Below are 22,332 nucleotides of genomic sequence, written 5' to 3'. Positions count from 1 at the left end.
CAATAAACGATATATAAAGTGATAAGTATTATCATTAGCATGACGATTCATATTTCTAGCACATAAAAATCAACTATGAATAAGTCAGTTTTATCGCGTACCTTGCTCACCTCTTCTGTATTACTTTCTTGCGCCAGCTTTTCCTCCACCTCATTAGCCGATACTTTTCCGGTCACCGTCACCGATGTGGCCGGTCGCACCGTCACCATAGAGCAACAACCTCAGCATGTTGCGCTATCAACAGGCCGCGTTTTCCCGTTATTGGAAATCATTTACCAGCAAGAAGCTGCGAGCCATCTGGTCGCTTGGCGTGATGACATGCGCCTATCTGCACCGAGCATGTACGCCAGCTATATCAAAGATTACCCACAGCTGGCCAACGTACTGAAAATTGGCAAAATTAAATCCGGTGAATTTGATGCCGAACGTTTTATCAATATGAAAAACAAGCCGGATGTGTTTGTGGTTGATATGTCCAATATTGCCCTGGCACAAGAGAAGGGCCTGCTCGACAAGCTCGACACAGCAGGTATCAAAGTCATTGCCATCGATTTTCGCGAAGACCCAGTCAAAAATACCGTCCAATCCGTCACCAGCTTAGCCAAAGCGCTAGGTCGTGCAACTCAAGGTGAGGCGTTTGCCGACTATTACCAACAACACGTCAAAGCCCTAACGCAAGCAGTTGAAAAGCTACCAGAATCCGAAACCAACAAAACTGTGTTTATCGAACGCGCAGCCGGCTATGACGGTTCATGCTGCCAGACATTTGCCACCGGTAACATGGGCGCCTACGTGCCATTCCTAAAAGCCACCAATATCGCCGATAAGCCATTAAAAGGTGCCATAACCGGTAAAATGTCGCCGGAGAGCGTCATCGCGGCGCGACCTGATGTTTACATCATGCAAACCACTGGCTGGATTGATAAACATGGCAACCCAACCGCAGGGATCCCACTTGGCTACGCGATGCCCCCTAACCCATCACTCAATGGCACCTCCATCAAAGACACCTCTATTAACGACGCAGCCATCGCTAAAGCAACCCAATCACTGATGGATCGTACTTGGCTCAAAGCGGTCAACGGCTACCAGAACAAGGATGTGTATTCCATCTACATGCCGTTCTACAACTCACCATATAACTTGGTCGCAATGGAATACTTCGCCAAGTGGATCCACCCTGAACAGTTTGCCGATCTCGATCCGGAAAAAACCTTCGAAGAAATGAACCAGCGCTTTGCCAACCGCCAAGCCAGCGGAGTATTTGGCCAAAACAACTTCGAGACGATGACTCAGGAAACAGCTAAGAATATGGCCAGAGGAGCAACAAAGTGAGAGATATAGCCCTATCGTCCGCTCCAGTAATGGAACAAGCAGGCGACTCGATTGAAGCAGCCTTACAGCAGCACCGGGATCGCAATCGAAAAAAGAAGCTCGCCCTGGCTTCTTTCTTTGTATTGAGCTTGGCATGCGTCGTCGCTGATATTCTGATTGGCTCACAAGGCTTAACCTTGGCGCAGGTACTAGGTGGGATCTTCCACCCCGCATCCAGTGATATTGCCAGCCGGGTGATTATCTGGGACATCCGGATGCCGATGTCACTAATGGCTCCGCTGGTTGGCGGTGCACTGGCACTGTCAGGTGCGCAGATGCAAACGACCCTGCACAACCCACTGGCCGACCCATACACTTTCGGTGTCTCAGCGGCCGCAGGATTCGGGGCTTCGCTGGTGATCACCAACATCATCGCTATCCCATTTATCCCGGTGGAATATCAGGTCGCCGTGATGGCCTTTGTCATGTGCCTACTCACCACCTTCATGATTGCCGGGGTTTCATCGGTAAAACGAATCTCCATCGAAGGGGTCATGTTATTTGGTGTCGCCATCATGTTTGCTTACGACAGCATGCTGACCATGATGCAGTACATAGCCACCGAAACCCAACTGCAGACACTGGTCTTTTGGCAAATGGGTTCGCTCGACCGCGGAAGTTGGGAAAAGATCGCGATTTTAGCCATCGTATTACCCGTTGTATTGGGCATCATGATGAAAGATTCATGGCAGCTATCCTCACTCAAGATCGGCCAAGAGCGCGCAGAATCGATGGGGATCAATGTGAACCGCCTGCGGATCAAAACCTTGCTTTTAGTCTCACTGATCACGTCCCTTTCGGTTTCGTTTGTTGGTGCCGTAGGCTTTGTCGGATTAGTTGCACCGCACATTGCCCGGATGGTTCTAGGCGAAGATCAACGCTTCTTCTTGCCGGCATCATTTTTGTTGGGCTCGGTACTACTCGGGCTCGCATCGATTGCCAGCAAGACCATCATGCCGGGTATTATTCTGCCGTTAACTGTCGTGATGTCGATGGTCGGTATTCCGTTCTTTCTATTTTTGATCATCAAAAAAGGCGGTAAGTTCTGATGGCTTTAAAAATCAATAATCTTTCTGTCTCATATGGTTCGCATAAGGTGCTGGATGACCTGACGTTTCCGACGATTCATCCGGGAGAAATGGTATCTCTGATTGGTAAGAACGGGGCAGGAAAATCCACCGTACTCAAACAGATGACCAAGCTCATCAAACGAGAGTCCAACCTGTTTTCTTGGCAGGGAACACCGCTTGCCTTGGAGGATATTGGTTACCTGCCTCAAGATCACCGCATCAACGCCTGTATTACAGTAGTCGAATTACTTGTCACAACCATGCATGTCGGTGTCAGCTCATTATTTACCCGAGCAAACAGTGCCGAACAAGCTTTGGCTTTACTCGATAGCATTGGCATTTTGCACCTCGCCAACAAAGTGTGTACCGAGCTGTCCGGCGGTGAAAGTCAAATGGTAGGTTTGGCTCAAGCCGTGATCAATAAGCCAAAAGTTCTGATTCTCGATGAGCCTACCGCCGCCTTGGATATGAACAACCAGCTCAAGCTACTGGAGTATGTGAAGCAGTATACCCACCGGCATTCAGCTTGTGTGCTAATGGTGGTACATGATCTGAATTTGGCAATTCAGTACTCCGACAAAGTGGCTGCGCTGCATCAGGGCAAGCTGTTTACCTATGGCGATCCACAGCAGATTATCGACCAGCAGCTGATCCATGATGTATTTGATGTCAACTCATCGATTATCCAACTCAATGATACACCGGTCGTTGTTGTACAGCCCTAACCTGCTATAGCCATCCCCCCGATTGATGGCACTGCCGTTTGCGCAGCATCTAAACCGGGGGTTTTACTCTCCACTTATTGGCTTATCGAGCACTTCCCCACTAACGTCCCTCATTAAAAGGGCATAAAATAGCTCACAAAAAACCAACAAAAAAACAGCATTTCATGGTAATTGAATAATTTAACCTCATAATAAGAGGAGATTTTTCGTTCAATCCGCTGACACCTAACAAAAGGTAGCAACTATGACGTGGCAAGTATCCGAACTGATCCCGCTTCTGAGTGAACACGACGGCTGGGCAGTTGAAGAAAATGACCAAACACTGGTTATCCGCAATGAAGATAATATCGAAGCCTTTCTGGCCGTATCTGGTGAGCAAATTCTGGTTGAAGTCTTACTGTTCCCTGCTGAGCAAGTCATTGACCTGACCTCTCTTAACAACGATATCCTTCGTACCCACAAGATGTTCCCGCTATCGACTATCGGCATCAATCAAATTGGCGGTAATGACTACTACGTAGCATTTGGTTCACTGTCTTCCCAATCTAAAGCGGAAAGCATTGTGATTGAGGTCGCGACCCTATTCCGCAATGTCGAAGCGTTTATCGAACTGTACCAAGACCACCTCAAGGAGGTTGCGTAATGAGTGTCTGGAAAAAACTGTTTACCGCGATTAAAGGCGGTGTAAACGAAACAGCAGAAGCGGCGGCTGACAACCAAGCCCTGCGCATCCTTGATCAAGAGATCCGAGAAGCCAAGCAAGAGCTCCGACGCTCAGATGAAGCATTGGTCAATATCGTCGCCAAGCGTAAAATGTCCCAACAGAAAGTGGATGGGTTCGAGCAAGGCATCGAAGAATACGAAGGCCATGCCCGTGGTGCGATGGAAAAAGGTCAACAAGAGTTAGCGCTTGAATGTGCACAAAAAGTTGCGGAGCTTCGCAATGAACAGCAAGCCGAACAAACCTACCTTGACCAGTTCGTCGCTTCTGAGCAGAAGATGCGTACCAACATCAGCCAAGCTAAGGACAAACTGCGCCAACTGGAACAGCAAGTGGATGTGGTAAAGGCCAACGAAGCAGTACAAAAAGCCCAATCGGCAGTATCGGCCACCAATGTCGGCGCCAATGCCAAAATGCATACGGCCGTTGAATCCCTTGAACGAATCAAACAGCGCCAAGCCGAAAAGTCAGCTCAACTAGAAGCTGCCGCCGAAATGGCCGATGAGCAGTCAGGCAGTAGTCTGGACAAAAAGCTGGCCGAGGCTGGGATCACCTCAGGAAAACAATCATCAGCCGAAGATGAACTTAAGCGAATTTTGGGCCAGTAGTTGCCGCTTGATAGGGAGGTAGTATGTCATTATGGCTCTTATTCCGCCGCTGGGCGGCTCAGAACTTCCATGCGCTAAGTGGCAGAAACCTCCTTCTATTGGTTATCGGCTATACCGCTATTAGCTACGCCCTATTATCTGTAGTAGGAGAATCAGCCTTAATCCAAAGCCCTACCGATTTTTTGTACTACTTGGTGGTCAGTGCCTCTACCGTTGGCTATGGCGATATGTCGCCAACCACTGTGGCAGGAAAATGGGTCGTCATGCTGTTTGTGATCCCCGGTGGGCTGGGGCTATTTGCCATAGCGGTCGGCCGGGTTGCAAGTGTCTTTATTGATTATTGGAAACAGGGGCTGTTAGGCCGGAGGAAAGTATCGGTGGAAAACCACATACTCGTGCTGGGGTGGAACGAGCAGCGTACCCTGCACCTGATCAAAATGCTGCAACACGAAGAAAAAGGCCACCGCGCAATTGTCCTGTGTGTCCGCCCAGATATTGAAAACCCACTGCCAGGGGAAGTTGAGTTTGTCCGTGCCCCAAGCTTCACCGACAGCCAGGCCATGGCCAAAGCCGGGGTCGACACAGCGAGCTGTATTGTGATTGATAACAGCGAAGATGACGTCACCCTGTCTGCTGCTCTATTCTGTGCCAACCAGAATCCAAACGCCCATATTTTGGCTTACTTCAATGACGAATCATTGAGTGGCTTGCTCAAGCATCATTGCCCCAATGTCGAGTGTATTCCCTCTGTAGCGGTCGAGATGCTAGCCAAGGCTGCAATCGATCCGGGCTCGAGCGAATTGCATCACGAATTGCTCAGCACCCACAAGGGAATGACCCAATATGCTGTGCAATTTCCAGCAACAGCGGCACCGAGCACCATTGCCCCGCTATTCAACGGTTTCAAGCAACAACATGAAGCTATTCTTATTGCCATAGACACAGGCAAAGGGGTCGAGTTGAATCCGCCATTGGATCGGGAGGTCACTCCCGGTGCCAAACTGTTTTATATCGCTGATGAGCGTGTTGAGCAAATCAATTGGGCTCAGTGCGTAGATAATCCCTAGCTATCAGCACCTAAATACACGGAGTATTTATGTTCGATTGGTTCAAGAAGAAGCAGCCAGAAGTTTCGCCTCCAAGCAGTCCTGAAATCCTTGGATTGAGGCTGGGTGGTGCCTTCGAGCTTGATGATCTGAAACTACGCTTAATCGAGCCAGATCTTATTATCGAAGGCGCATCCCGTACCCAGCTGATCAAGGCGGTAGGTGAAGTCCATCTCGACGAGCAAACACGGCTTCTTCGCTACTACACTGATGACGATGGATTTATCCAAATCTTAACCCACGGAACAACCGAAGCCGATATCAGCGAAGTTAAGCTTTATTACTTTTACGAGTCCCGCCCCATTGATACCCAGAGCCAGTGGCAGAATTTGCTGGATAATGAGATCGTTAAGCCCAACAAGGAGTTGGAAGGATATCAATTCAACAAAGTGTGGGACAACACCCGCCCTGTCGCTATGACAGAAAAAACCTGGCTAGAAGACGGTACGGTGACTGAAACAGACCAATTTGTGATGATCTATGAGCGCGACACAGGTAATGGGCAATTCGAATTTCTACTCGTTGCCGGCGAAGAAAAAATCTACCGCAATCAAGCTGAGCGTTGCCTCGCCATTAGCACCGGTTTCGATTTAACCCCAACCGACTTCAAGCTAATAGGCTAATATTCAATTATTTAGATTAAGAATAGGATTAACATGGAAGTACTCACCAACTCACTCGCTGGCCTCGGCGCATTCTTGCTTTATTTTTCGCTGTCATTGGCTTTTTTGATGCTATTCAAGTTTGTCTACGTCCGCTTTACTCCGCATGATGAGTGGAAGCTGGTAAAAGAAGACCAGAATATTGCCGCAGCCATTGGTTTATCCGGCTCCATTATCGGCTACTGCTTAGCTATCGCAGGCGCTGCGACGAACTCTGTTAACTTGATCGATTTTGCTATTTGGGGTGTGGTCGCCTTGTTTGCCCAGCTAATCGCCTTTGCTATTTTACGCTTTGGCTTTATGCCAAAGATTGTCGAGCGTATTGAAGCCGGTGAAATACCCGCAGGTATCGTCATGGCAGCAACATCTGTATCAGTGGGCCTACTCAACGCCGCCTGTATGACGTACTAAGGGGGAATGCCATGAAACGCAGTAAACACGTCGTTCTCGCCAGCATGAAGAAAAACTGGCGCCCGGTGTCAATAGCCTCCATGACGGGCCCTATGACCGCCGTTTTGGCCACCGCCGTACTTTCTGGTTGCAGCGACAGTGCAGATGACGCAGTCATCTATGAATCGCTTAATGATTGTGTCGATGACAATCCAAATTCCACGGAGGAGTGCCAGGCCGCTTACCAGTTTGCCATACAGGAAGCCTCTCGTACCGCGCCTAAATACAATTCCCGCTACGATTGCGAAGCGGAATTTGGTTCCAACGCCTGTGTGCAGCCACAAGGTAATAGTTGGTTTATGCCAGCAATGGCGGGATTCATGTTTGCCAGAATGATGGACAGTAATCGTGGCTATTACTCACAACCAATGTTCCGCTCTTATTATCCGGGCAGTATTTTCTATGATCGCTGGACGACAGCTGATGGCAACGACTACGGCCGCAGCACCTACAAGAAAACCAAGGTACGGGTCAGCAAAGATCACATGAAACCCAAACCAACGGTAAGCCGCACCATTTCACGTGGTGGGTTTGGTTCGACCGTTTCGGCCAAATCAGGCTGGAGCAGCAGCCGCTCCTCAAGCGGCAGTAAAGGATGGGGAGGATAAGCTGCCAATCTCACATCGCAACATCACTTTTTGAAAAGAAGCCAATCAATTCTCATCAAAAAGTACAATACGATCTGATCTACAAACTCGCCTCCCGCGTAGTTAACAATGACAAGTTCATATCTCGTCAATTTGTTCCTTTCATAACAACCTGCACATCCTTGTTGCAGGTTTTTTTTGCTTACTGCAAAGTAACGCGATACCGTTTACGGTGATGACTCACCGCTATCCGAAGGTTGCTCGCTTCCTTGCTGTTCACTGTCCTGTTGCTCAGTCACTTGATCAATGATGGCTTGTAATTGCCCTTCAACCGTATTCGGGAAGAATGGGTCGTGATAAATCGGGTTTGTCAAGAATGTGTCATCCGTCAGCGCTTCCAAGAAAGCGACCAGTGCTTCTTTCTCTTGCTGACTCAAGTTCATTCTTATTGGGGTCCCCCCAGTTTGGCCGTTACTGGTTAAATCAGGGCTTAAGATACGATGACGCTGTATACCACTGTTGTAGAACTCAACCACATCCATCAGAGTTTCAAAGCGGCCGTCATGCATATACGGGGCACCAACGCCAATATTGCGTAGTGATGGTGACTTGAAGAAGCCATTTCCCGCCCCTTGATCACTGCTGGTATCCGCATCAAGACCATTTACATGGGCTTGATCCATCGAATGAGCACTGGTTTGATGGCAGGCAATACAGCCCAACGAATCACGCTCGGTACCGGGGAAACCAGAGAACAGCTTCAGTCCCAGCATTTCTTGCTCGCTGAACACTGCTGCAAAATCAGGGTCATCCCACTCACCAACAGTAAATGCCTGATCGTACTTAGAATCGTAAGTAACCATGGTACGGATAAACTGAGCGAGTGCACGGGAGATACGATCACTGGTAATCGCCTCATCGCCGAATGCGTCATTGAACAGTTCAGCGTAGTAGCTAGTTTCTGCCATTTTGACTTCAAGATCGAACAGGTTCATACCCATTTCCACCTCGTCCTGAATTGGCATCAATACTTGCTCTTCCAAGGTGTCAGCACGCTCATCCCAAAAGAATTTCCCATTATTGTAGTAGGTCGCATTGGATAAACTCATGGAATGGCGACCTGTTTTCCCGCCATCAAAACCGTCACTAAAAGTTTTCGGGTCAGTAAAGCCGTGCTTTTGAATATGGCATGAGGCACAAGAAACCGAATTATTAGCCGATAAACGGACATCGTAAAAAATAACCCGCCCCAGGTTTGCACCAGCATTGGTTACTCTGTTGCCAAACGGGGTGTTGTTTTGTGAATCCACATTACCAAACGGTGAAGAGATCCGAGTATAGTACTCTGGCTGTGCCGATAAATAAGCTTCGTAATCATGCTTCGCGGATAACTCAGGTAGAGGCAAGCCATCAATATCAAGCTTTGCCTCTGGAGGAGGCGGCGGCGGTTCGCTGCCTTGGCCATCATCGCCATTGGAGGGGGGCGGTACTGGTGATTCACCACTGGGTTGCTCATCTGCGGGGGAATCTTGCGAAGGTTGTGTATCTGAAGGCTCCTGAACAACTTCAGTCCCCACTGAACTCGCTTCTAACGAGCCTGAGTCATCAGAGTCTTCACGACATGCCGTAACTGTCGCAATCAATGCAACAGCCAAAAGATAACGGGAGGTATTCATACAACACTCCAACCTAGCCTAATTAATTTTATTTTTATGAGCAGTCTGATTTTATTATTACTGCCAATTATTTGTGAGAATGGAGAATCCATTAACAACACTTAATTAAAAGCCTAATCAGTGAAATTGTTCTTGTTTCTGACAAGTGAGAAAAAGCCAACACCAACAGACAGTTAGAAACAAGAGCCAATAAGATTTAGATAAAATCACTACATAAATTTATTAAAAATGAACAAATAAATACATATGTTCAATTAGCTTTTCTCTCATAAATAGATAGTTACCTGCATGGCGTTGGTAATGCTAAGTGAGCAAAAACGTTTGAAATAATTTTGTGGAATATCAGGAAACTTTAATCTGCAAAAATTTATTGTTAGACGCCTATCGAGATTAAATCAAGAAAGCATAATTTTGCATTAAATATTTTGAATCCAGATCTTTTTTTGCGTCCAAAATTATTTAATCCTTTTTATGTATGAATTAGCTTACACATAAAACTATAAAGCCAAACAAACAAGACCAAGTAAATCTAATAACAATCAAAGGAGTGAACATGAAACAAATACCACTGACCCTCCTCTCTGCTGCGATGCTCATGGGAACAGTCACTGTTTCCGTTTCAGCGCAAGCCAATGAAATGGTGGCACAAACCAGCAATGTCGTCGTCGGCTACTGGCACAACTGGTGTGACGGTGCGGGTTACCGCGGCGGACTGGCCCCGTGTATTGATTTAACGGAAGTCCACCCTGACTACAATGTCGTCAATGTGTCTTTCATGAAAGTGTTTGATCTTAATGCGGGCCGTATCCCAACCTTCGAGCTTGATCCCGCTATTGGCCTAACTGAATCGGCTTTCATCGATCAAATCAACACCTTGAACAGCCAAGGGCGGAGTGTACTGTTGGCGCTCGGTGGTGCCGATGCGCATGTCGAGCTCAAAACCGGTGATGAACAAGCCTTTGCCGATGAGGTAATCCGCCTGACCGACAAATTTGGCTTCGATGGGTTGGATATCGACCTTGAGCAAAATGCGATCACTGCTGCTGATAACCAAACGGTGATTCCCGCCGCCCTCCGTATCGTGAAAGATCACTACCGCGCCCAAGGTAAGAATTTTATGATCACCATGGCACCGGAGTTCCCTTATCTCACCACGGCCAATGGTAAATACCTACCATATCTTCAGGGCTTAGAAGGCGACTATGATTTCATTAACCCGCAGTTCTATAACCAAGGTGGTGACGGCGTATATGTGGAGGGGAATATTGGTTGGCTTTCACAAAATGACGCAAGAAAAGAAGAGTTTATCTATTATATTTCCGACTCATTGATTAACGGTACCCGTGGATATACCACGATTACCAATGATAAATTGGTCTTTGGTATCCCGGCTAATATCGATGGGGCCAACAACGGCTATGTCGACGATCCTAACGCCTTGTATGCCGCTTTCGACCGCTTGAAAGCACAAGGTCAACCCATGCGCGGTGTCATGACTTGGTCAGTCAACTGGGACATGGGCACAAACAGTGCAGGACAAGCATACAATGACAAATTCATCAAAGACTACGGTAATTACGTCCATAACCAGCAGCCACCAGAGCCTGATAAGTCACCTGTATTTACCGGCATAACCGATACCCAAGTCGTTCGAGGTACGGCGTTTAATCCTATGACCGGTGTTGCTGCTGTTGATTTCAATGGCAACGATATTTCAGCCAGCATCAAAATCACTGGCAGCGTAGATATCAATGTCGTGGGTGATTACGCCCTAACCTACAATGTCAGCGATAATGCAGGAAACAGTGCCAACCAAGCCCGCAAAGTAACGGTATACGATTTAGTGCCCGTCTTTGAAGGTGTGAATGATGTTCGTATTACCATCAACAGCAGTTTCGACCCGATGGCCGGTGTCACGGTTACCCACCCTATCGATGGTGATATTACCGCGCAAACCACGGTAGCTGGCAATGTTGATACCAGTAAAGTTGGCATATATAGCCTGACGTATACGGCAACATATGGCAATAACGACACCCACAGCACCCAGCGCAGTGTGGAGGTATATGACGACAGCCAACCGGCCTGTCCAAATGCGTGGGATGGTGCAGCCACCTATGTTGCCAATGATGAAGTGACGCACAACGGTAAACTCTGGCTTGCAAAGTGGTGGACCAGGGGAGATGAACCCGGCACAACCGGCCAATGGGGTGTTTGGGAAGAAAAAGGTGCTGCATCTTGCCAGTAATCACTACTGACTCGACAATCTAAATACAATCTAAGAGTGCCAGTGGGATCCCCTGCTGGCACAATATGGTAAGTCCACGCCTTTCAATGCCTGTATGCTTCGCGCTCATTTTTAACAAGCATTAGGGCGCTTCGTGATTATCCAATACACTTCTGCTTCAGCAATCGCAGGGCTAATCTTGTTAGTCAATTTGAATACCGAACAGACTGAGGCTGCAACCATTTCGACCTACACACTGTGCTATGACGTGGGATTCCAGACACCGGATGAACTCTACGATACATACAGCGGTGGATTTGATGCGATATCCCAAGAGCTAGCGAAACGACAGCTCAACCATAACGAATTAATAAAGTGCACCAAGGTGACCCACAGCGCCTTACTCGATAGACAAGATTTACGGGAAAAGCGCGAGGTATAAGCCCAAGGACAACCCAAGCAATCACAACCAAAACAAGAACCAATAAATACCAGTCAGCACTTCATCAGTGCTAGCGTTTAGCTAAACCTAATATTTATCAATTTATAATCATAAGCTTAACCTCATTATTTGATGTTCCCCCGTTCTTTTTTTGAAGTTATTTCCATTTTTACCGAAATAATAAATTGACACAAAACTGCTTCGAGCATATATTTCGACACATATCGAAATATATGTCCAAATGAGGCAGTAAACATGAGTCCTGAATTCGTAACAATGTTCAAAGAAGCCGCAGGTATGTTCCTATTTCTAGCCGCAGAACTGACGGTTCTATTTTTAGTCATTAGTTATCTGGTCGGCGTGTTGCAGGAATTCCTGACCCCCAAGAAGATCCAATCGATCCTGAGCTCACGCAACGGTAAAGGCTATTTCATTGCAGCCCTGCTAGGTTCTATCACACCATTCTGTTCGTGCTCGACCATTCCTTTCTTAAAAGGTCTCCTGCGTGCCCGTGCAGGTTTTGGCCCGATGATGGTGTTCCTGTTTGCCAGCCCACTGCTTAACCCAGTGATCATCGGCTTGTTTGTGGTGACCTTCGGGATCAAAGTCGCGGTGTTCTATTTCGCTGTGGCTCTGGCTGTATCGGTCATTGCAGGTTACGTATTGGAAAAACTAGGCTTCGAGCGCTATGTCCGCGAAGAGGCTTATCAAATGGCTGATGCAGGTTCAAGCTATGGCAGTAGCTGTAGTGATACTGCACCAAAGGCTAAGCCAGCGTCATCTTGTGGTACCCAAGCGGCTCCAGCAACATCATGCTGTGGAACGAAAGAAGAAGTGAATGTTGAAGTCAATGGCTGCGGTGAAGCGGTAATGACAGTGAAAGAAGAAAGCCGTTGGGTACGCATTTGGCATTCAACCTGGAAAGACTTTAAGCAAGTACTTCCTTACCTGATGCTAGGTATTCTAATTGGTTCTTTCATCTACGGCTTTATTCCGACTGACTTGATTGCCAAGTACGCTGGTGAAGGTATGTGGTATGCGATCCCTGTTGCTGCAGTGATTGGTATCCCACTCTACATTCGTGCTGAAGCAGTGATCCCACTAAGTGCCGCACTGGTTAAAAAAGGCATGGCGATGGGTTCAGTAATGGCATTGATCATTGGTAGTGCGGGTGCAAGTTTGACTGAGGTTATCTTGCTGAAATCTATCTTCAAGAACCAGATGATTGCCGCCTTCCTCGCAGTGATCCTCGGTATGGCGATTGGCGCAGGTTACATGTACACATATCTGTTTGGCTAAGCCGTATAGTAGGCGAAAACAATAGCCTAAACATAACGAGCACAGCATCAAGCCGGCCTCTACGAGGTCGGCTTTTTATTTAAACCCTTATATTTTTCTCGCTATGTCGCCAATGGAAATACCTGTTGTCAAAATGGCAACTCGTGAGTCAACCGGATCCCCACTACACTCCTCGCGACACAACAAAGAGGTTTTTATGATCCGGTTTCTTTTGTGCAGTTTTGCACTCGTTCTTCTGTACCCTACAGCGATTGATTTGTATCTGGTTGGTTTGCCGCAAATCGCCCAAGATTTAGGGGCCACAGAGTCACAGCTCCACATTGCATTCTCGATTTACCTCGCAGGCATGGCAACCACCATGTTCTTTGCAGGCAAGCTTTCCGACACAATCGGCCGCAAGCCCATTGCCATTTCGGGTGCATTCATTTTTATTTTTGCCTCCCTACTGGGTGGACAAGCTGAAAGCAGTACCACATTTTTGATTGCCCGGTTTGCCCAAGGGATCGGCGCTGGATCATGCTATGTCGTCTCCTTTGCTATCCTCCGTGACACGCTTGATGATCAACGCCGCGCCAAGGTACTTTCGATGCTCAACGGGATCACTTGTATTGTGCCTGTGATTGCTCCAGTGATCGGTCACCTCATCATGCTCAAGTTTCCATGGCCAAGTCTGTTCACCACCATGGCAGGCATGGGGGTGTTGGTTTGTTTCTTGTCGATATTTGTTCTAAAAGAAAGCAATGCGAACCGCCGAAGCAAGGCTAAGACGCCACAGCCAAAGACCTCTCAGTTGAACGAGACCACTGCGACCAAACATTCTGCCGAACCTTTTCTAGAGCGCTTTTTCATCAGCCGTGTTGTCATCACCTCAATCGGTGTCACGACGATTCTGACTTATGTAAATGCCTCACCAATGCTGGTAATGGAAGGAATGGGCTTTGATCGTGGCGGGTACTCGACCACCATGGCCTTAACCGCACTGGTCAGTATGATCGCTTCATTTTCAGCCCCTTTCCTACTAGGTGTATTCAAGCAGCGTAGCTTGATGCTGTTCTCACAAGGGCTGTTTGCCACTGCGGCAACCGTCTTGATGGGCTCAAGCCTCGGGCTATTGGATCCGCTTGCCAACTTGATAGGCTTTGGCCTCATCTGTGCAGGTTTTTCCATCGGTTTCGGTGTCACCATGAGCCAAGCTCTGAGTCCGTTTTCTCTTCGCGCTGGTATGGCAAGTTCAATCCTTGGAATTGCCCAGGTTTGTACATCGGCATTTTATATCTGGTTAATGGGTCTACTGGGTGTCTCGGCACTCAATATGCTCATTATCATCTTGGCTTTGGGTGGTGTTCTTTCAGCCGCTCTAATATTATTGGTATCAATGCCTATGATGCCAACCTGTTGTAAAGCCAATGAAGAAATCACTAGCACGCCTTGATCTCAACTTGCTCTTCACCCTGCAGCTATTGCTGCAGGAGCAGAGTGTCACCAAGGCGGCTAAGAAACTGAATGTGACCCCGCCGACGGTAAGCAAATCCCTCAACAAGCTGAGAGAGTGGTTTGATGATCCTCTGTTTATCAAAACCCCACAGGGCCTCAAACCGACCCCGTTGGCGCTCAGCATGGCACACGATCTCTCCGACTGGCTACAAATTGGCAGCCAGTTATTGGCCAAGCGTGGCGATGAAACACCCAAAGGCGTTCACTTCAACCTCACTATGGAATCACCGTTGCTGCTGATCATGTTCAATGAACTCTCGCAGCAGATATACCAGCGCTATCCGGATGCCAAAGTGAAGGTCAGTAACTGGGACTATGACTCGCTGGAGTCCATCACCCGTGGTGAATCTGATATTGGATTTACCGGTAGGGAGAGCCACCCTCGATCGAAAGAGTCCTTGGATTTACTGCCTTATTTCATCGACTTTGAAGTGCTGTTTTCTGACTTGCCGCAAATCTACCTACGCAAAGATCACCCGGCACTGCAAGAGGAATGGAACATGGACGCCTTTCTCAAATACCCGCATATCAATATCGTGTGGGAGAAAAGCGAAAGCTGGGCATTGGATGAAGTACTGGCGGAGCAAGGGCTTACTCGCCATGTCGCCCTGACCATGGCAAGCTTCGAGCAATCCTTATTCATGGCCGCCCAACCGGGACACCTGATGATCACCACCGCACCAGAATATTGCCAGCGTTATTGCCAGCAAATGCATCCTGATTTGGTTGCGCTGCCTATTCCGCTAGATAAACAGCAACTGGACAGTTTGCTGATCCCATTCACCATGATTTGGCATAAGCGTAATAGCCAGAATCCAAAAATCGCGTGGCTCAAAGAGACCATAAAAAAACTGTATGGCATTAATGAATAAAATCGGATATTTGGGCTTGAACCATCTACATCCCTGCAAAAGCAGTGGTTCCATTAAGCACAGCCGTAGCTTCCTCCTAACGAGTACAGCCGGAAAGAGACAATCAAACGGTTATATGCAAAATTCCACGATCAGGGTACAGGACGGGTGTTAGCCTTACCTGATAGACTGAGACTTATATATCCAAATCCACCCCCACTGTTTGATCACTCAATCTGGACTTAATTTAAAGCATGTCTTCTATCAACGTTAAACAGATTATAGAAAGCACTTTAGTTATAGTTAATGACATCGAAACCGAGCTTTACCACGACGCTCGCCATTCATCCAAGCTAGGTGAGATTGCTGATTTTAAGCAATGGCTTAAGTTCGGACAGAAACAGGGGGCATTCAAATACGCTTACACTATCAATTGCGATTACGGTATTCGACAGTTGTGCTGTGAGGTTTTTGATTATATAGGTTTTTCCCCTACAGAATTGACGAATTACTGCCTAGAGATGACCAGCCTAATTGGAAATGATGGCCATTTCGCCATAAGGTTTAATCCCAAAGACGCGACAGAATACGGGCCAGATGATTATTTTGAAGATGATAAAGGCCACCTAGACACGCATAAAGACACAGACGGTGAACTGCTCGTCCCTTACCGAAAAGTACTGCTTACGGTATGGCGGGAAGGCGATGCCCATGTAGAAGTGGACTATCACGTCTTTTTTCATGCCCTCAGGCAGTATTTAAAAGAACAACACAGTGATCAATTAGTACAGGCAGTATCTCAAAAGTTTGGATTAACCGATGAAAGTGATAACTATTGTGATCAATTGGCAATCATCCCAAGTTTTCTTCATGAATTGACGACGGAATTACTGCTGGCACGTATTGATAGCTGGCGCTCTGTTTCAACTCGAGTAGCAACACTTTCCGACTCAATCAATGGCAGATTTTACTCGATTTTTCCTGAGAGATAACAGGTATCAACCTCTCTGCCCAATACCATTACCAGCCCGACTACATTTCTCTCCGAAACCTTTTTCTGTGCAAATCCTAATAAGCCTGCTTCTAGCCGGACCACTCTGCATGATATGCTATGGCCAAACAACAGTCATAGCGTTAAATCGCTGTTATAAAAAGATTTTTGGTGTTTATTAATGTTTGATTTTGAGTCCACTGTTCTTTTCGCTGCCACCCTTATCTTTCTTGGCTCTTTTGTTCAAACGGCTATAGGCTTTGGTTTGGCGATAGTCGCTGCACCTTTACTGTTTCAACTTTCACCGCACTATGTTCCCGCCCCAATCTGTTTGGTTGCGCTTGTCATCTCATTGATAAATGCATTCAAGTTACGAAGTAATGTTTCAATTGGCGGCTTAAAATCAGCGATTATTGGACGAGTGCCTGGTTCACTCCTCGGTGGTTACTTATTAACTGTGGTTTCTGGTGCAACACTTTCTTTGTGGCTGGGTGCCATGGTACTCATTGCTGTAGGTATCAGTGCCTTGCCCTACAGATTAAAACCAACACCGAACAGAATGCTGGTTGCCGGATTTTTGTCAGGCGTGATGGGTACTAGCTCTTCCATTGGCGGCCCGCCAATGGCACTTCTGATGCAACATGAAGAAGCAGCCAAACTGCGCGGCAACTTATCGGCGTTCTTTGTGATCACCTCAATCATGTCACTGGTGATACTGTATTTCTACGGCCACTTCACCGTCGAGCATATTCAGATCACCTTGCCATTGCTACCAGCCGGTCTATTGGGGTACTGGCTAGCCAACAAAGTCGTTAACAACCTTCCTCAAGCTATGGTCAGAGTATTCGCTTTACTGCTTTGCCTAACCAGTGGGTTAACTGCCATTTATCAAGGAATGAGCGGACTTTGATGCTTGGATGCCATGCATAGAAGTCCTTGAAAGCACACGGTTGCTAGGAATGAAATTAAGCATAACCGTTACAAAAAAATCACTTAGTGCAAAGCCATTATGGTGATAATCTAGCGCCGATTTGTGACCTCTTCAGTAGGCTGTTTGAAAAGACGATGAAAAATATATTCTTGGCAGGTTTCGTTAGTCTGCTGTTAGCCGGTTGCGCAGCACCAAGCGAAGATTTGCTTTCGCAAGCCACTCATGTACGCGTGTTAACCACCAGCCTGCCTAGCCTCGATAAATGCAACTGGGTGGGTGAAGTCACTGGTAATGAAGGCCACTGGTATTCCTACCTGTTTTACAGCAATGACGCACTGATTCAAGGCGCAGTTAACGAGCTAAAAAACAACGCCCATCAGATCGGAGCCGATACCGTGGTGATCATGACTCCGCACAACTTCACCACTTCGGTCTCTTTGCTTGGCACCGCTTACGACTGCCGGTAGCTATTTACGATCAATAAGTTTACGTGGAAGTTAGTATATAAAAGTAGGGCTAACCCTTTTCTATCACCTAAGACCTTTGAAATACGCTTTCATTCCGCAAAATCTCCCCCTTGTAAAGTCATGATTTTGCATCAATAAAAATTTGTTATACAGTATTGGGCATACAAGCATTTTACTGTCCAACAGGACAGATTTACCGTTCTTACGACTTGTCACTTGGTAACGAGCAGCCTATGCCTTCAACTTCCCAGCGCCGAACAGAAATCCTCGAGTTTATCCAGCAGCATGGCAAGGGAGAGGTGGCCTATTTCACTGATCGCTACAAGGTTTCTGCCGTTACCATCCGCAACGATCTCAATTACCTCGAGAAGAGAGGCTGTGTCACCCGCTGCTACGGCGGTGCGACCCTCAATAACCAATTTACCTTCGACAGGCCGCTCAATGACAAGAAGCAACTCAACCGCACGGTAAAGTCTCTATTGGGCAAACGGGCAGCGCAACTGATCGAAGACGGCGATACCATCATCATTGATTCTGGCTCGACGACAGAGCAAATCGCCCTCAACCTAGAGGGAAAAAAGAACCTGATCGTGATGACAAATGGCATCAACGTCGCCTATCAGTTAGCGAACCAGCCCGATATTGAAGTCATGGTTACCGGCGGCCAAATGCGGGAAAATTCCTATTCCCTGCATGGCGGTTGCGGTGAGAGTCTGCTAAATCACTACCGTTTCAATAAATTGTTTCTTGGCGTCGATGGATTCGACAAGCAAGCCGGGATCACGACTCCTCATTCAGGTGAAGCGGCCATCAACCGCAACATGATCAACGTTGCCCAGCAAGTTATCGCTGTAACCGACTCATCCAAATTTAATCGACAAAGCTACTGTCTTATTGCCAAGGCAAAAGAAATCGATGTGCTTATCACCGACAGCGGCATCCCGGATGAATATGTCGAACAACTCGCCCTGCTTGGGGTAGAGATTATTATCGTCGACTAGCCCCCTGTCGATTCCCTTTGCCCATAATATATCTATACCTTGAGTTCATATTTTTGACCTGAAAATCAAACTTGTGATCTCAAACAGGATTCACTTCGAAATACCATCACCCACCTGGATATTAATCCAGCTTTCATTCCACCACTGAATAACCCGCAAGAACAAAGGGATTTGTTGTATATATTCCCACCACATCGAAAAGCACAACCTTTCGCTTTAGGAGAAACGAAAGGTTTTTGGGTGAAAAACCCTTCACTTCCCCATTGTGATCTCCCTTCGCTTTTTTCTTTCAAGCCAGTGCTTCAATAAGAATCAAAAGGAAATGAAATATTTTTCGCTGAAAAACGAAAAAGAATGAAAGGTTATTGGAGGGTGTTATGACAAGTGCCGAACGCAGACAAAAAATCATGATGCATATCCGTCAAAACGGTGCGGGCAAAGTGGACGATTTCGTTGAAACATTCAACGTTTCTGCCGTTACTATCCGTCACGATCTCAACCTGTTAGAGAAAGAAGGCTGCATTTTACGCTGTTATGGCGGGGCCACCTTAAACCCTAACTTTGCGTTCGACCAACCCTTGCATCGCAAAGGCCAGATCAACCGCGACCAAAAAGACTGCATCGCCAAAGTGGCAGCGGCTTTGGTCAAAGATGGCGAGGCCATTATTCTCGACTCCGGCACCACCATCGCCAAAATGCCGCAATACCTCACCAAGCAGCAACAACTGGTCGTTATGACCAATGCGCTCAATACCGCTTATCAACTTAGCGGGTACGACAATATCGACCTGCATGTGGTTGGTGGCAACCTGCGCCGATCTTCCTGCTCACTGACTGGTCACCAAGGCGAAACACAGGTGCGTGCCTACCTGTTCGATAAACTCTTTCTCGGCGTCGATGGCTTCGACTTAGAAGCAGGAGTCACCACGCCCGATCAACATGAAGCCCAAATCAACCGGGCGATGTGCGACGTGTCGCGCCAAATCATTGCAGTCACCGACTCCAGTAAGTTTGGCCGCAAAAGTTTTTGCATGATCCGCGCCGCCTCGCAGATAGACACCCTCATCACTGACAGCCAGATCCCCGAAGAGACTCTCTCTGCCTTAAAGGCGCTCGGTGTTGAAGTGATTATTGCTGATAAAACAGATTGCTAGGACTCAAGATGAAACCACTACTCGACATTATCTCAGCACACAAACAAGGACAGCCAATTGGCGTTTACTCCGTGTGCTCAGCCCACCCACTGGTCCTTGAAGCCGCATTATGCCAAGCCAAACAAGATAACCAATTGGTGCTGATTGAGGCGACCTCTAACCAGGTAAATCAATACGGTGGCTACACCGGAATGACGCCGAGTGATTTTGCCAAGCGGGTCTTTGAGCTCGCCGACAGCATTGGCTTTCCTCATGGCAACATCGTGCTCGGTGGTGACCACCTGGGTCCTAACAGCTGGCAGTCACTCACAGCCAGTGAAGCAATGGCGCGATCAGAAGTACTGATCGCCGATTATGTCAAAGCCGGTTTCAAGAAAATCCACCTCGATTGTTCGATGCCTTGTGCCGATGACAGCTTACCGCTGAGTGAGCTGACTATGGCCAAACGTGCCGCCAAACTTTGCGAAGTTGCCGAGAAAAGCTGGAAAGAATGCGGTGGCGAAGCCCCTGTCTATGTCATTGGAACCGAAGTACCGACACCGGGCGGCGCATTGGAATCACTCGACGGCTTGGCCGTTACCCAACCAGAACAAGCGCTGGACACTCTAAATGCGCACCATCAAGCCTTTTCCGATATCGGCCTTGGCTATGTCTGGCCACGAGTGATTGGTTTGGTAGTACAGCCCGGTGTCGAGTTTGACCACCACTCGGTTCACCACTACCAGCGCGAGCTTGCCAAACCACTGAGCAAGATGATTGAAAGCCAGCCGCACTTGGTTTTCGAAGCCCACTCGACCGATTACCAGACCCCGGACACATTCACCCAATTGGTTGAGGATCACTTTGCCATTCTCAAAGTCGGCCCTGCCCTGACGTTTGCCCTTCGCGAAGCACTGTTTGCACTCGACCGTGCCGAACTGGAATGGCTGGGCCCACAACAAGCTGCCCACTTGCGCAGCACCATTGAGCAAGTGATGCACGAAGAACCCGATTACTGGCGCCAGCATTACCACAGCCGCGGCCACCAGCAATATCTCGACTGTACCTACAGTCTTAGTGACCGCATTCGCTACTACTGGAGCCACGCCGACGTACAACAGGCACAGCAGAAACTGTTTGAGAATCTAGCCCAGAACCCTATCCCCCTGACGATTCTCAGCCAGTACTTGCCGAACCAAGCAAAAGCTATTTCACAACAGCTCCTGAGCCATTCGCCAAGGGATATAGCGATTCACAAGGTGATGGAAGTCACTGATATCTATGCGCGTGCCTGTTTCTCCAATTCCGCTTTAATTAAGGAGCACATCTAATGACTACGTTCTTGGGTTACAACAGCCAATGGCTGACCGAGCACAACGGCATTCACACCGCCAAGGAAATCAGCCACCAGCCTGCGCTGTGGCGCAATCTGGCCCAGATCCTCGACAATCAGGCCATTCATTGGCAAGCATTTCTACAGCCGCTGCTGGCGGATCCCAAGCTGCGTATTATCCTAACCGGCGCAGGAACATCGGCCTTTGTCGGTGATGCGGCAGCCCCATTTATCCAAACGGCCAACCGCTTTAATGTCGCGTCTATCCCCACCACGGATCTGGTCTCTAACCCAGCAGAATACCTCGACCCAAACAGCAAGACCCTTGTAGTGTCATTTGCCCGCTCGGGCAATAGCCCTGAAAGTGTCGCTGCTGTCGAGTTGGTCGACCAGCTTGTCGAGAACAGCTACCACCTCTTTCTGACCTGCAACCCGGACGGCAAGCTGTCTCGTCATGCCAACAGCCATGACAATGCCTTCTGCCTGCATATGCCGGATGGTTCAAATGACCAGAGCTTTGCCATGACCTCCAGCTTCAGCTGCATGTTGATGTCGGCTATCTCCATCCTCGGCAGTGAAAGTCCCGAGCAGCGCAATGCCAACATCGCCAAGGTCGCCACCCTGTGTGAAGGCAAAATCAGCGAATGGCAGGACACAGTCAAAACACTCGCAGCCCAGCCTTACCAACGCTTAATCACTCTTGGTAGTGGCGGCTTGGCAGGTGTTGCCCGCGAAGCCTCACTTAAATCACTTGAACTGAGCGCGGGCAAAGTAATGACCGCCTTCGACTCATCTTTGGGCTTTCGCCATGGGCCGAAATTCACCATCAACGAGCAGGCCGTGGTGATCCAATACCTGTCGAATAACCCCTATACCCGCCAATACGATCTGGATCTCTATAACGAAATCCAGAATGACAACCACGTTGGGATCCACATTGCCCTCACCGGCAGTCGCTGCGATGGCGAGCATGTGTTCGAGCTTGGGCAACCTGAACTTCCTGACAGCTGGCTTTGCTTCCCCTACATCGTGTTCAGCCAAATGTTAGCGTTTGAAAAATCTCTCCAGCTAGGTCTTGGGCCAGATAACCCATGCCCGACCGGAGAGGTAAACCGAGTCGTACAGGGCGTCACTATTCACCCGTACTCACTGTAATCCAATAGCGATAAACAAAAAAACAAAGG

21 protein-coding genes and 1 pseudogene are annotated in these 22,332 nt (G+C 48.0%); 21 read left to right on the top strand and 1 reads right to left on the bottom strand.

The window, feature by feature from the left end; translation table 11 throughout:
• Positions 1-75: 75 nt before the first annotated feature.
• The 9 genes from ACVA58_RS22690 to ACVA58_RS22650 all read left to right on the top strand — a co-directional run bounded on the left by ACVA58_RS22690 (position 76) and on the right by ACVA58_RS22650 (position 7,324).
• On the top strand, positions 76-1,335 hold the full coding sequence (locus tag ACVA58_RS22690; protein ID WP_446512631.1) for an ABC transporter substrate-binding protein: 1,260 nt from the start codon (positions 76-78) through the stop codon (positions 1,333-1,335).
• Entirely contained in the window at positions 1,332-2,423 is a 1,092-nt protein-coding gene (locus ACVA58_RS22685; protein ID WP_446512630.1) for a FecCD family ABC transporter permease, read from the top strand. Before ACVA58_RS22690 ends, ACVA58_RS22685 begins: the two co-directional genes overlap by 4 nt.
• Positions 2,423-3,169, top strand: coding sequence for an ABC transporter ATP-binding protein (locus ACVA58_RS22680; protein ID WP_446512629.1), 747 nt, complete (start codon positions 2,423-2,425; stop codon positions 3,167-3,169). The genes ACVA58_RS22685 and ACVA58_RS22680 overlap by 1 nt, the downstream gene beginning before the upstream one ends.
• A 244-nt stretch (positions 3,170-3,413) precedes the next feature.
• Entirely contained in the window at positions 3,414-3,812 is a 399-nt protein-coding gene (locus tag ACVA58_RS22675) for a DUF2170 family protein (RefSeq protein WP_446512628.1), read from the top strand.
• Positions 3,812-4,498 carry a PspA/IM30 family protein gene (locus tag ACVA58_RS22670; protein ID WP_446512627.1) on the top strand — a complete coding sequence of 229 codons (687 nt, stop codon included), beginning with the start codon at positions 3,812-3,814 and terminating at the stop codon, positions 4,496-4,498. Before ACVA58_RS22675 ends, ACVA58_RS22670 begins: the two co-directional genes overlap by 1 nt.
• A 23-nt stretch (positions 4,499-4,521) precedes the next feature.
• A complete protein-coding gene (locus ACVA58_RS22665) occupies positions 4,522-5,565 on the top strand; it encodes a potassium channel family protein (protein WP_446512626.1) in 1,044 nt (347 codons plus the stop codon).
• Between the two features lie 29 nt (positions 5,566-5,594).
• Positions 5,595-6,227 carry a YjfK family protein gene (locus ACVA58_RS22660; protein ID WP_446512625.1) on the top strand — a complete coding sequence of 211 codons (633 nt, stop codon included), beginning with the start codon at positions 5,595-5,597 and terminating at the stop codon, positions 6,225-6,227.
• A gap of 33 nt (positions 6,228-6,260) precedes the next feature.
• Positions 6,261-6,677 (top strand): DUF350 domain-containing protein, encoded by a 417-nt coding sequence (locus tag ACVA58_RS22655; RefSeq protein WP_255044786.1) that lies wholly within the window; start codon positions 6,261-6,263, stop codon positions 6,675-6,677.
• An 11-nt stretch (positions 6,678-6,688) separates the two neighbouring features.
• Positions 6,689-7,324, top strand: coding sequence for a DUF1190 family protein (locus ACVA58_RS22650; protein WP_446512624.1), 636 nt, complete (start codon positions 6,689-6,691; stop codon positions 7,322-7,324).
• Positions 7,325-7,530: 206 nt separating this feature from the next.
• On the opposite strand, the gene ACVA58_RS22645 is transcribed toward ACVA58_RS22650, so the two are convergent.
• Positions 7,531-8,979 (bottom strand): cytochrome-c peroxidase, encoded by a 1,449-nt coding sequence (locus ACVA58_RS22645; protein ID WP_446512623.1) that lies wholly within the window; start codon positions 8,977-8,979, stop codon positions 7,531-7,533.
• A 553-nt stretch (positions 8,980-9,532) separates the two neighbouring features.
• Here ACVA58_RS22645 and ACVA58_RS22640 point away from each other — a divergent pair.
• From ACVA58_RS22640 to ACVA58_RS22585, 12 genes and pseudogenes are all read left to right on the top strand, one after another.
• Positions 9,533-11,221, top strand: a pseudogene (locus tag ACVA58_RS22640) (immunoglobulin-like domain-containing protein); the annotation flags it as partial.
• 139 nt (positions 11,222-11,360) lie between these two features.
• Complete coding sequence (locus tag ACVA58_RS22635) at positions 11,361-11,648, top strand: hypothetical protein (RefSeq protein ID WP_446512622.1); 288 nt, start codon at positions 11,361-11,363, stop codon at positions 11,646-11,648.
• 255 nt (positions 11,649-11,903) lie between these two features.
• The gene (locus ACVA58_RS22630) at positions 11,904-12,947 is read left to right on the top strand and encodes a permease (RefSeq protein WP_446512621.1); all 1,044 of its coding nucleotides are present in this window, start codon (positions 11,904-11,906) and stop codon (positions 12,945-12,947) included.
• Positions 12,948-13,143: 196 nt separating this feature from the next.
• Positions 13,144-14,379: an MdtL family multidrug efflux MFS transporter gene (locus ACVA58_RS22625; RefSeq protein WP_446512620.1), complete on the top strand. Its 1,236-nt coding sequence runs from the start codon at positions 13,144-13,146 to the stop codon at positions 14,377-14,379.
• A complete protein-coding gene (gene yidZ / locus ACVA58_RS22620) occupies positions 14,354-15,313 on the top strand; it encodes an HTH-type transcriptional regulator YidZ (protein WP_446512619.1) in 960 nt (319 codons plus the stop codon). The genes ACVA58_RS22625 and yidZ overlap by 26 nt, the downstream gene beginning before the upstream one ends.
• Before the next feature lie 233 nt (positions 15,314-15,546).
• Positions 15,547-16,284 carry a hypothetical protein gene (locus ACVA58_RS22615; protein ID WP_446512618.1) on the top strand — a complete coding sequence of 246 codons (738 nt, stop codon included), beginning with the start codon at positions 15,547-15,549 and terminating at the stop codon, positions 16,282-16,284.
• A 180-nt stretch (positions 16,285-16,464) separates the two neighbouring features.
• Positions 16,465-17,193: a sulfite exporter TauE/SafE family protein gene (locus ACVA58_RS22610; RefSeq protein ID WP_446512617.1), complete on the top strand. Its 729-nt coding sequence runs from the start codon at positions 16,465-16,467 to the stop codon at positions 17,191-17,193.
• A gap of 155 nt (positions 17,194-17,348) precedes the next feature.
• The gene (locus tag ACVA58_RS22605) at positions 17,349-17,681 is read left to right on the top strand and encodes a DUF4156 domain-containing protein (protein WP_446512616.1); all 333 of its coding nucleotides are present in this window, start codon (positions 17,349-17,351) and stop codon (positions 17,679-17,681) included.
• Positions 17,682-17,914: 233 nt separating this feature from the next.
• Positions 17,915-18,682, top strand: coding sequence for a transcriptional repressor AgaR (gene agaR, locus ACVA58_RS22600; protein ID WP_446512615.1), 768 nt, complete (start codon positions 17,915-17,917; stop codon positions 18,680-18,682).
• Between the two features lie 377 nt (positions 18,683-19,059).
• A complete protein-coding gene (gene agaR, locus ACVA58_RS22595) occupies positions 19,060-19,836 on the top strand; it encodes a transcriptional repressor AgaR (RefSeq protein WP_446512614.1) in 777 nt (258 codons plus the stop codon).
• 8 nt (positions 19,837-19,844) lie between these two features.
• Positions 19,845-21,146 (top strand): D-tagatose-bisphosphate aldolase, class II, non-catalytic subunit, encoded by a 1,302-nt coding sequence (locus ACVA58_RS22590; protein WP_446512613.1) that lies wholly within the window; start codon positions 19,845-19,847, stop codon positions 21,144-21,146.
• A complete protein-coding gene (locus ACVA58_RS22585; RefSeq protein WP_446512612.1) occupies positions 21,146-22,303 on the top strand; it encodes an SIS domain-containing protein in 1,158 nt (385 codons plus the stop codon). The genes ACVA58_RS22590 and ACVA58_RS22585 overlap by 1 nt, the downstream gene beginning before the upstream one ends.
• Positions 22,304-22,332: the final 29 nt, after the last annotated feature.

This window comes from Photobacterium sp. DNB22_13_2 (assembly GCF_052873915.1).
Note: the sequence above shows the minus strand (reverse complement) of the source record. Positions and strands in the feature narration are given on the sequence as shown.

Coding starts and splice junctions, on each gene's coding strand:
- ACVA58_RS22690 (WP_446512631.1), top strand. CDS start 76: ATGAATAAGTCAGTTTTATCGCGTACCTTGCTCACCTCTTCTGTATTA.
- ACVA58_RS22680 (WP_446512629.1), top strand. CDS start 2,423: ATGGCTTTAAAAATCAATAATCTTTCTGTCTCATATGGTTCGCATAAG.
- ACVA58_RS22675 (WP_446512628.1), top strand. CDS start 3,414: ATGACGTGGCAAGTATCCGAACTGATCCCGCTTCTGAGTGAACACGAC.
- ACVA58_RS22670 (WP_446512627.1), top strand. CDS start 3,812: ATGAGTGTCTGGAAAAAACTGTTTACCGCGATTAAAGGCGGTGTAAAC.
- ACVA58_RS22665 (WP_446512626.1), top strand. CDS start 4,522: ATGTCATTATGGCTCTTATTCCGCCGCTGGGCGGCTCAGAACTTCCAT.
- ACVA58_RS22660 (WP_446512625.1), top strand. CDS start 5,595: ATGTTCGATTGGTTCAAGAAGAAGCAGCCAGAAGTTTCGCCTCCAAGC.
- ACVA58_RS22655 (WP_255044786.1), top strand. CDS start 6,261: ATGGAAGTACTCACCAACTCACTCGCTGGCCTCGGCGCATTCTTGCTT.
- ACVA58_RS22650 (WP_446512624.1), top strand. CDS start 6,689: ATGAAACGCAGTAAACACGTCGTTCTCGCCAGCATGAAGAAAAACTGG.
- ACVA58_RS22645 (WP_446512623.1), bottom strand. CDS start 8,979: ATGAATACCTCCCGTTATCTTTTGGCTGTTGCATTGATTGCGACAGTT.
- ACVA58_RS22630 (WP_446512621.1), top strand. CDS start 11,904: ATGAGTCCTGAATTCGTAACAATGTTCAAAGAAGCCGCAGGTATGTTC.
- ACVA58_RS22625 (WP_446512620.1), top strand. CDS start 13,144: ATGATCCGGTTTCTTTTGTGCAGTTTTGCACTCGTTCTTCTGTACCCT.
- yidZ (WP_446512619.1), top strand. CDS start 14,354: ATGAAGAAATCACTAGCACGCCTTGATCTCAACTTGCTCTTCACCCTG.
- ACVA58_RS22615 (WP_446512618.1), top strand. CDS start 15,547: ATGTCTTCTATCAACGTTAAACAGATTATAGAAAGCACTTTAGTTATA.
- ACVA58_RS22610 (WP_446512617.1), top strand. CDS start 16,465: ATGTTTGATTTTGAGTCCACTGTTCTTTTCGCTGCCACCCTTATCTTT.
- ACVA58_RS22605 (WP_446512616.1), top strand. CDS start 17,349: ATGAAAAATATATTCTTGGCAGGTTTCGTTAGTCTGCTGTTAGCCGGT.
- agaR (WP_446512615.1), top strand. CDS start 17,915: ATGCCTTCAACTTCCCAGCGCCGAACAGAAATCCTCGAGTTTATCCAG.
- agaR (WP_446512614.1), top strand. CDS start 19,060: ATGACAAGTGCCGAACGCAGACAAAAAATCATGATGCATATCCGTCAA.
- ACVA58_RS22590 (WP_446512613.1), top strand. CDS start 19,845: ATGAAACCACTACTCGACATTATCTCAGCACACAAACAAGGACAGCCA.
- ACVA58_RS22585 (WP_446512612.1), top strand. CDS start 21,146: ATGACTACGTTCTTGGGTTACAACAGCCAATGGCTGACCGAGCACAAC.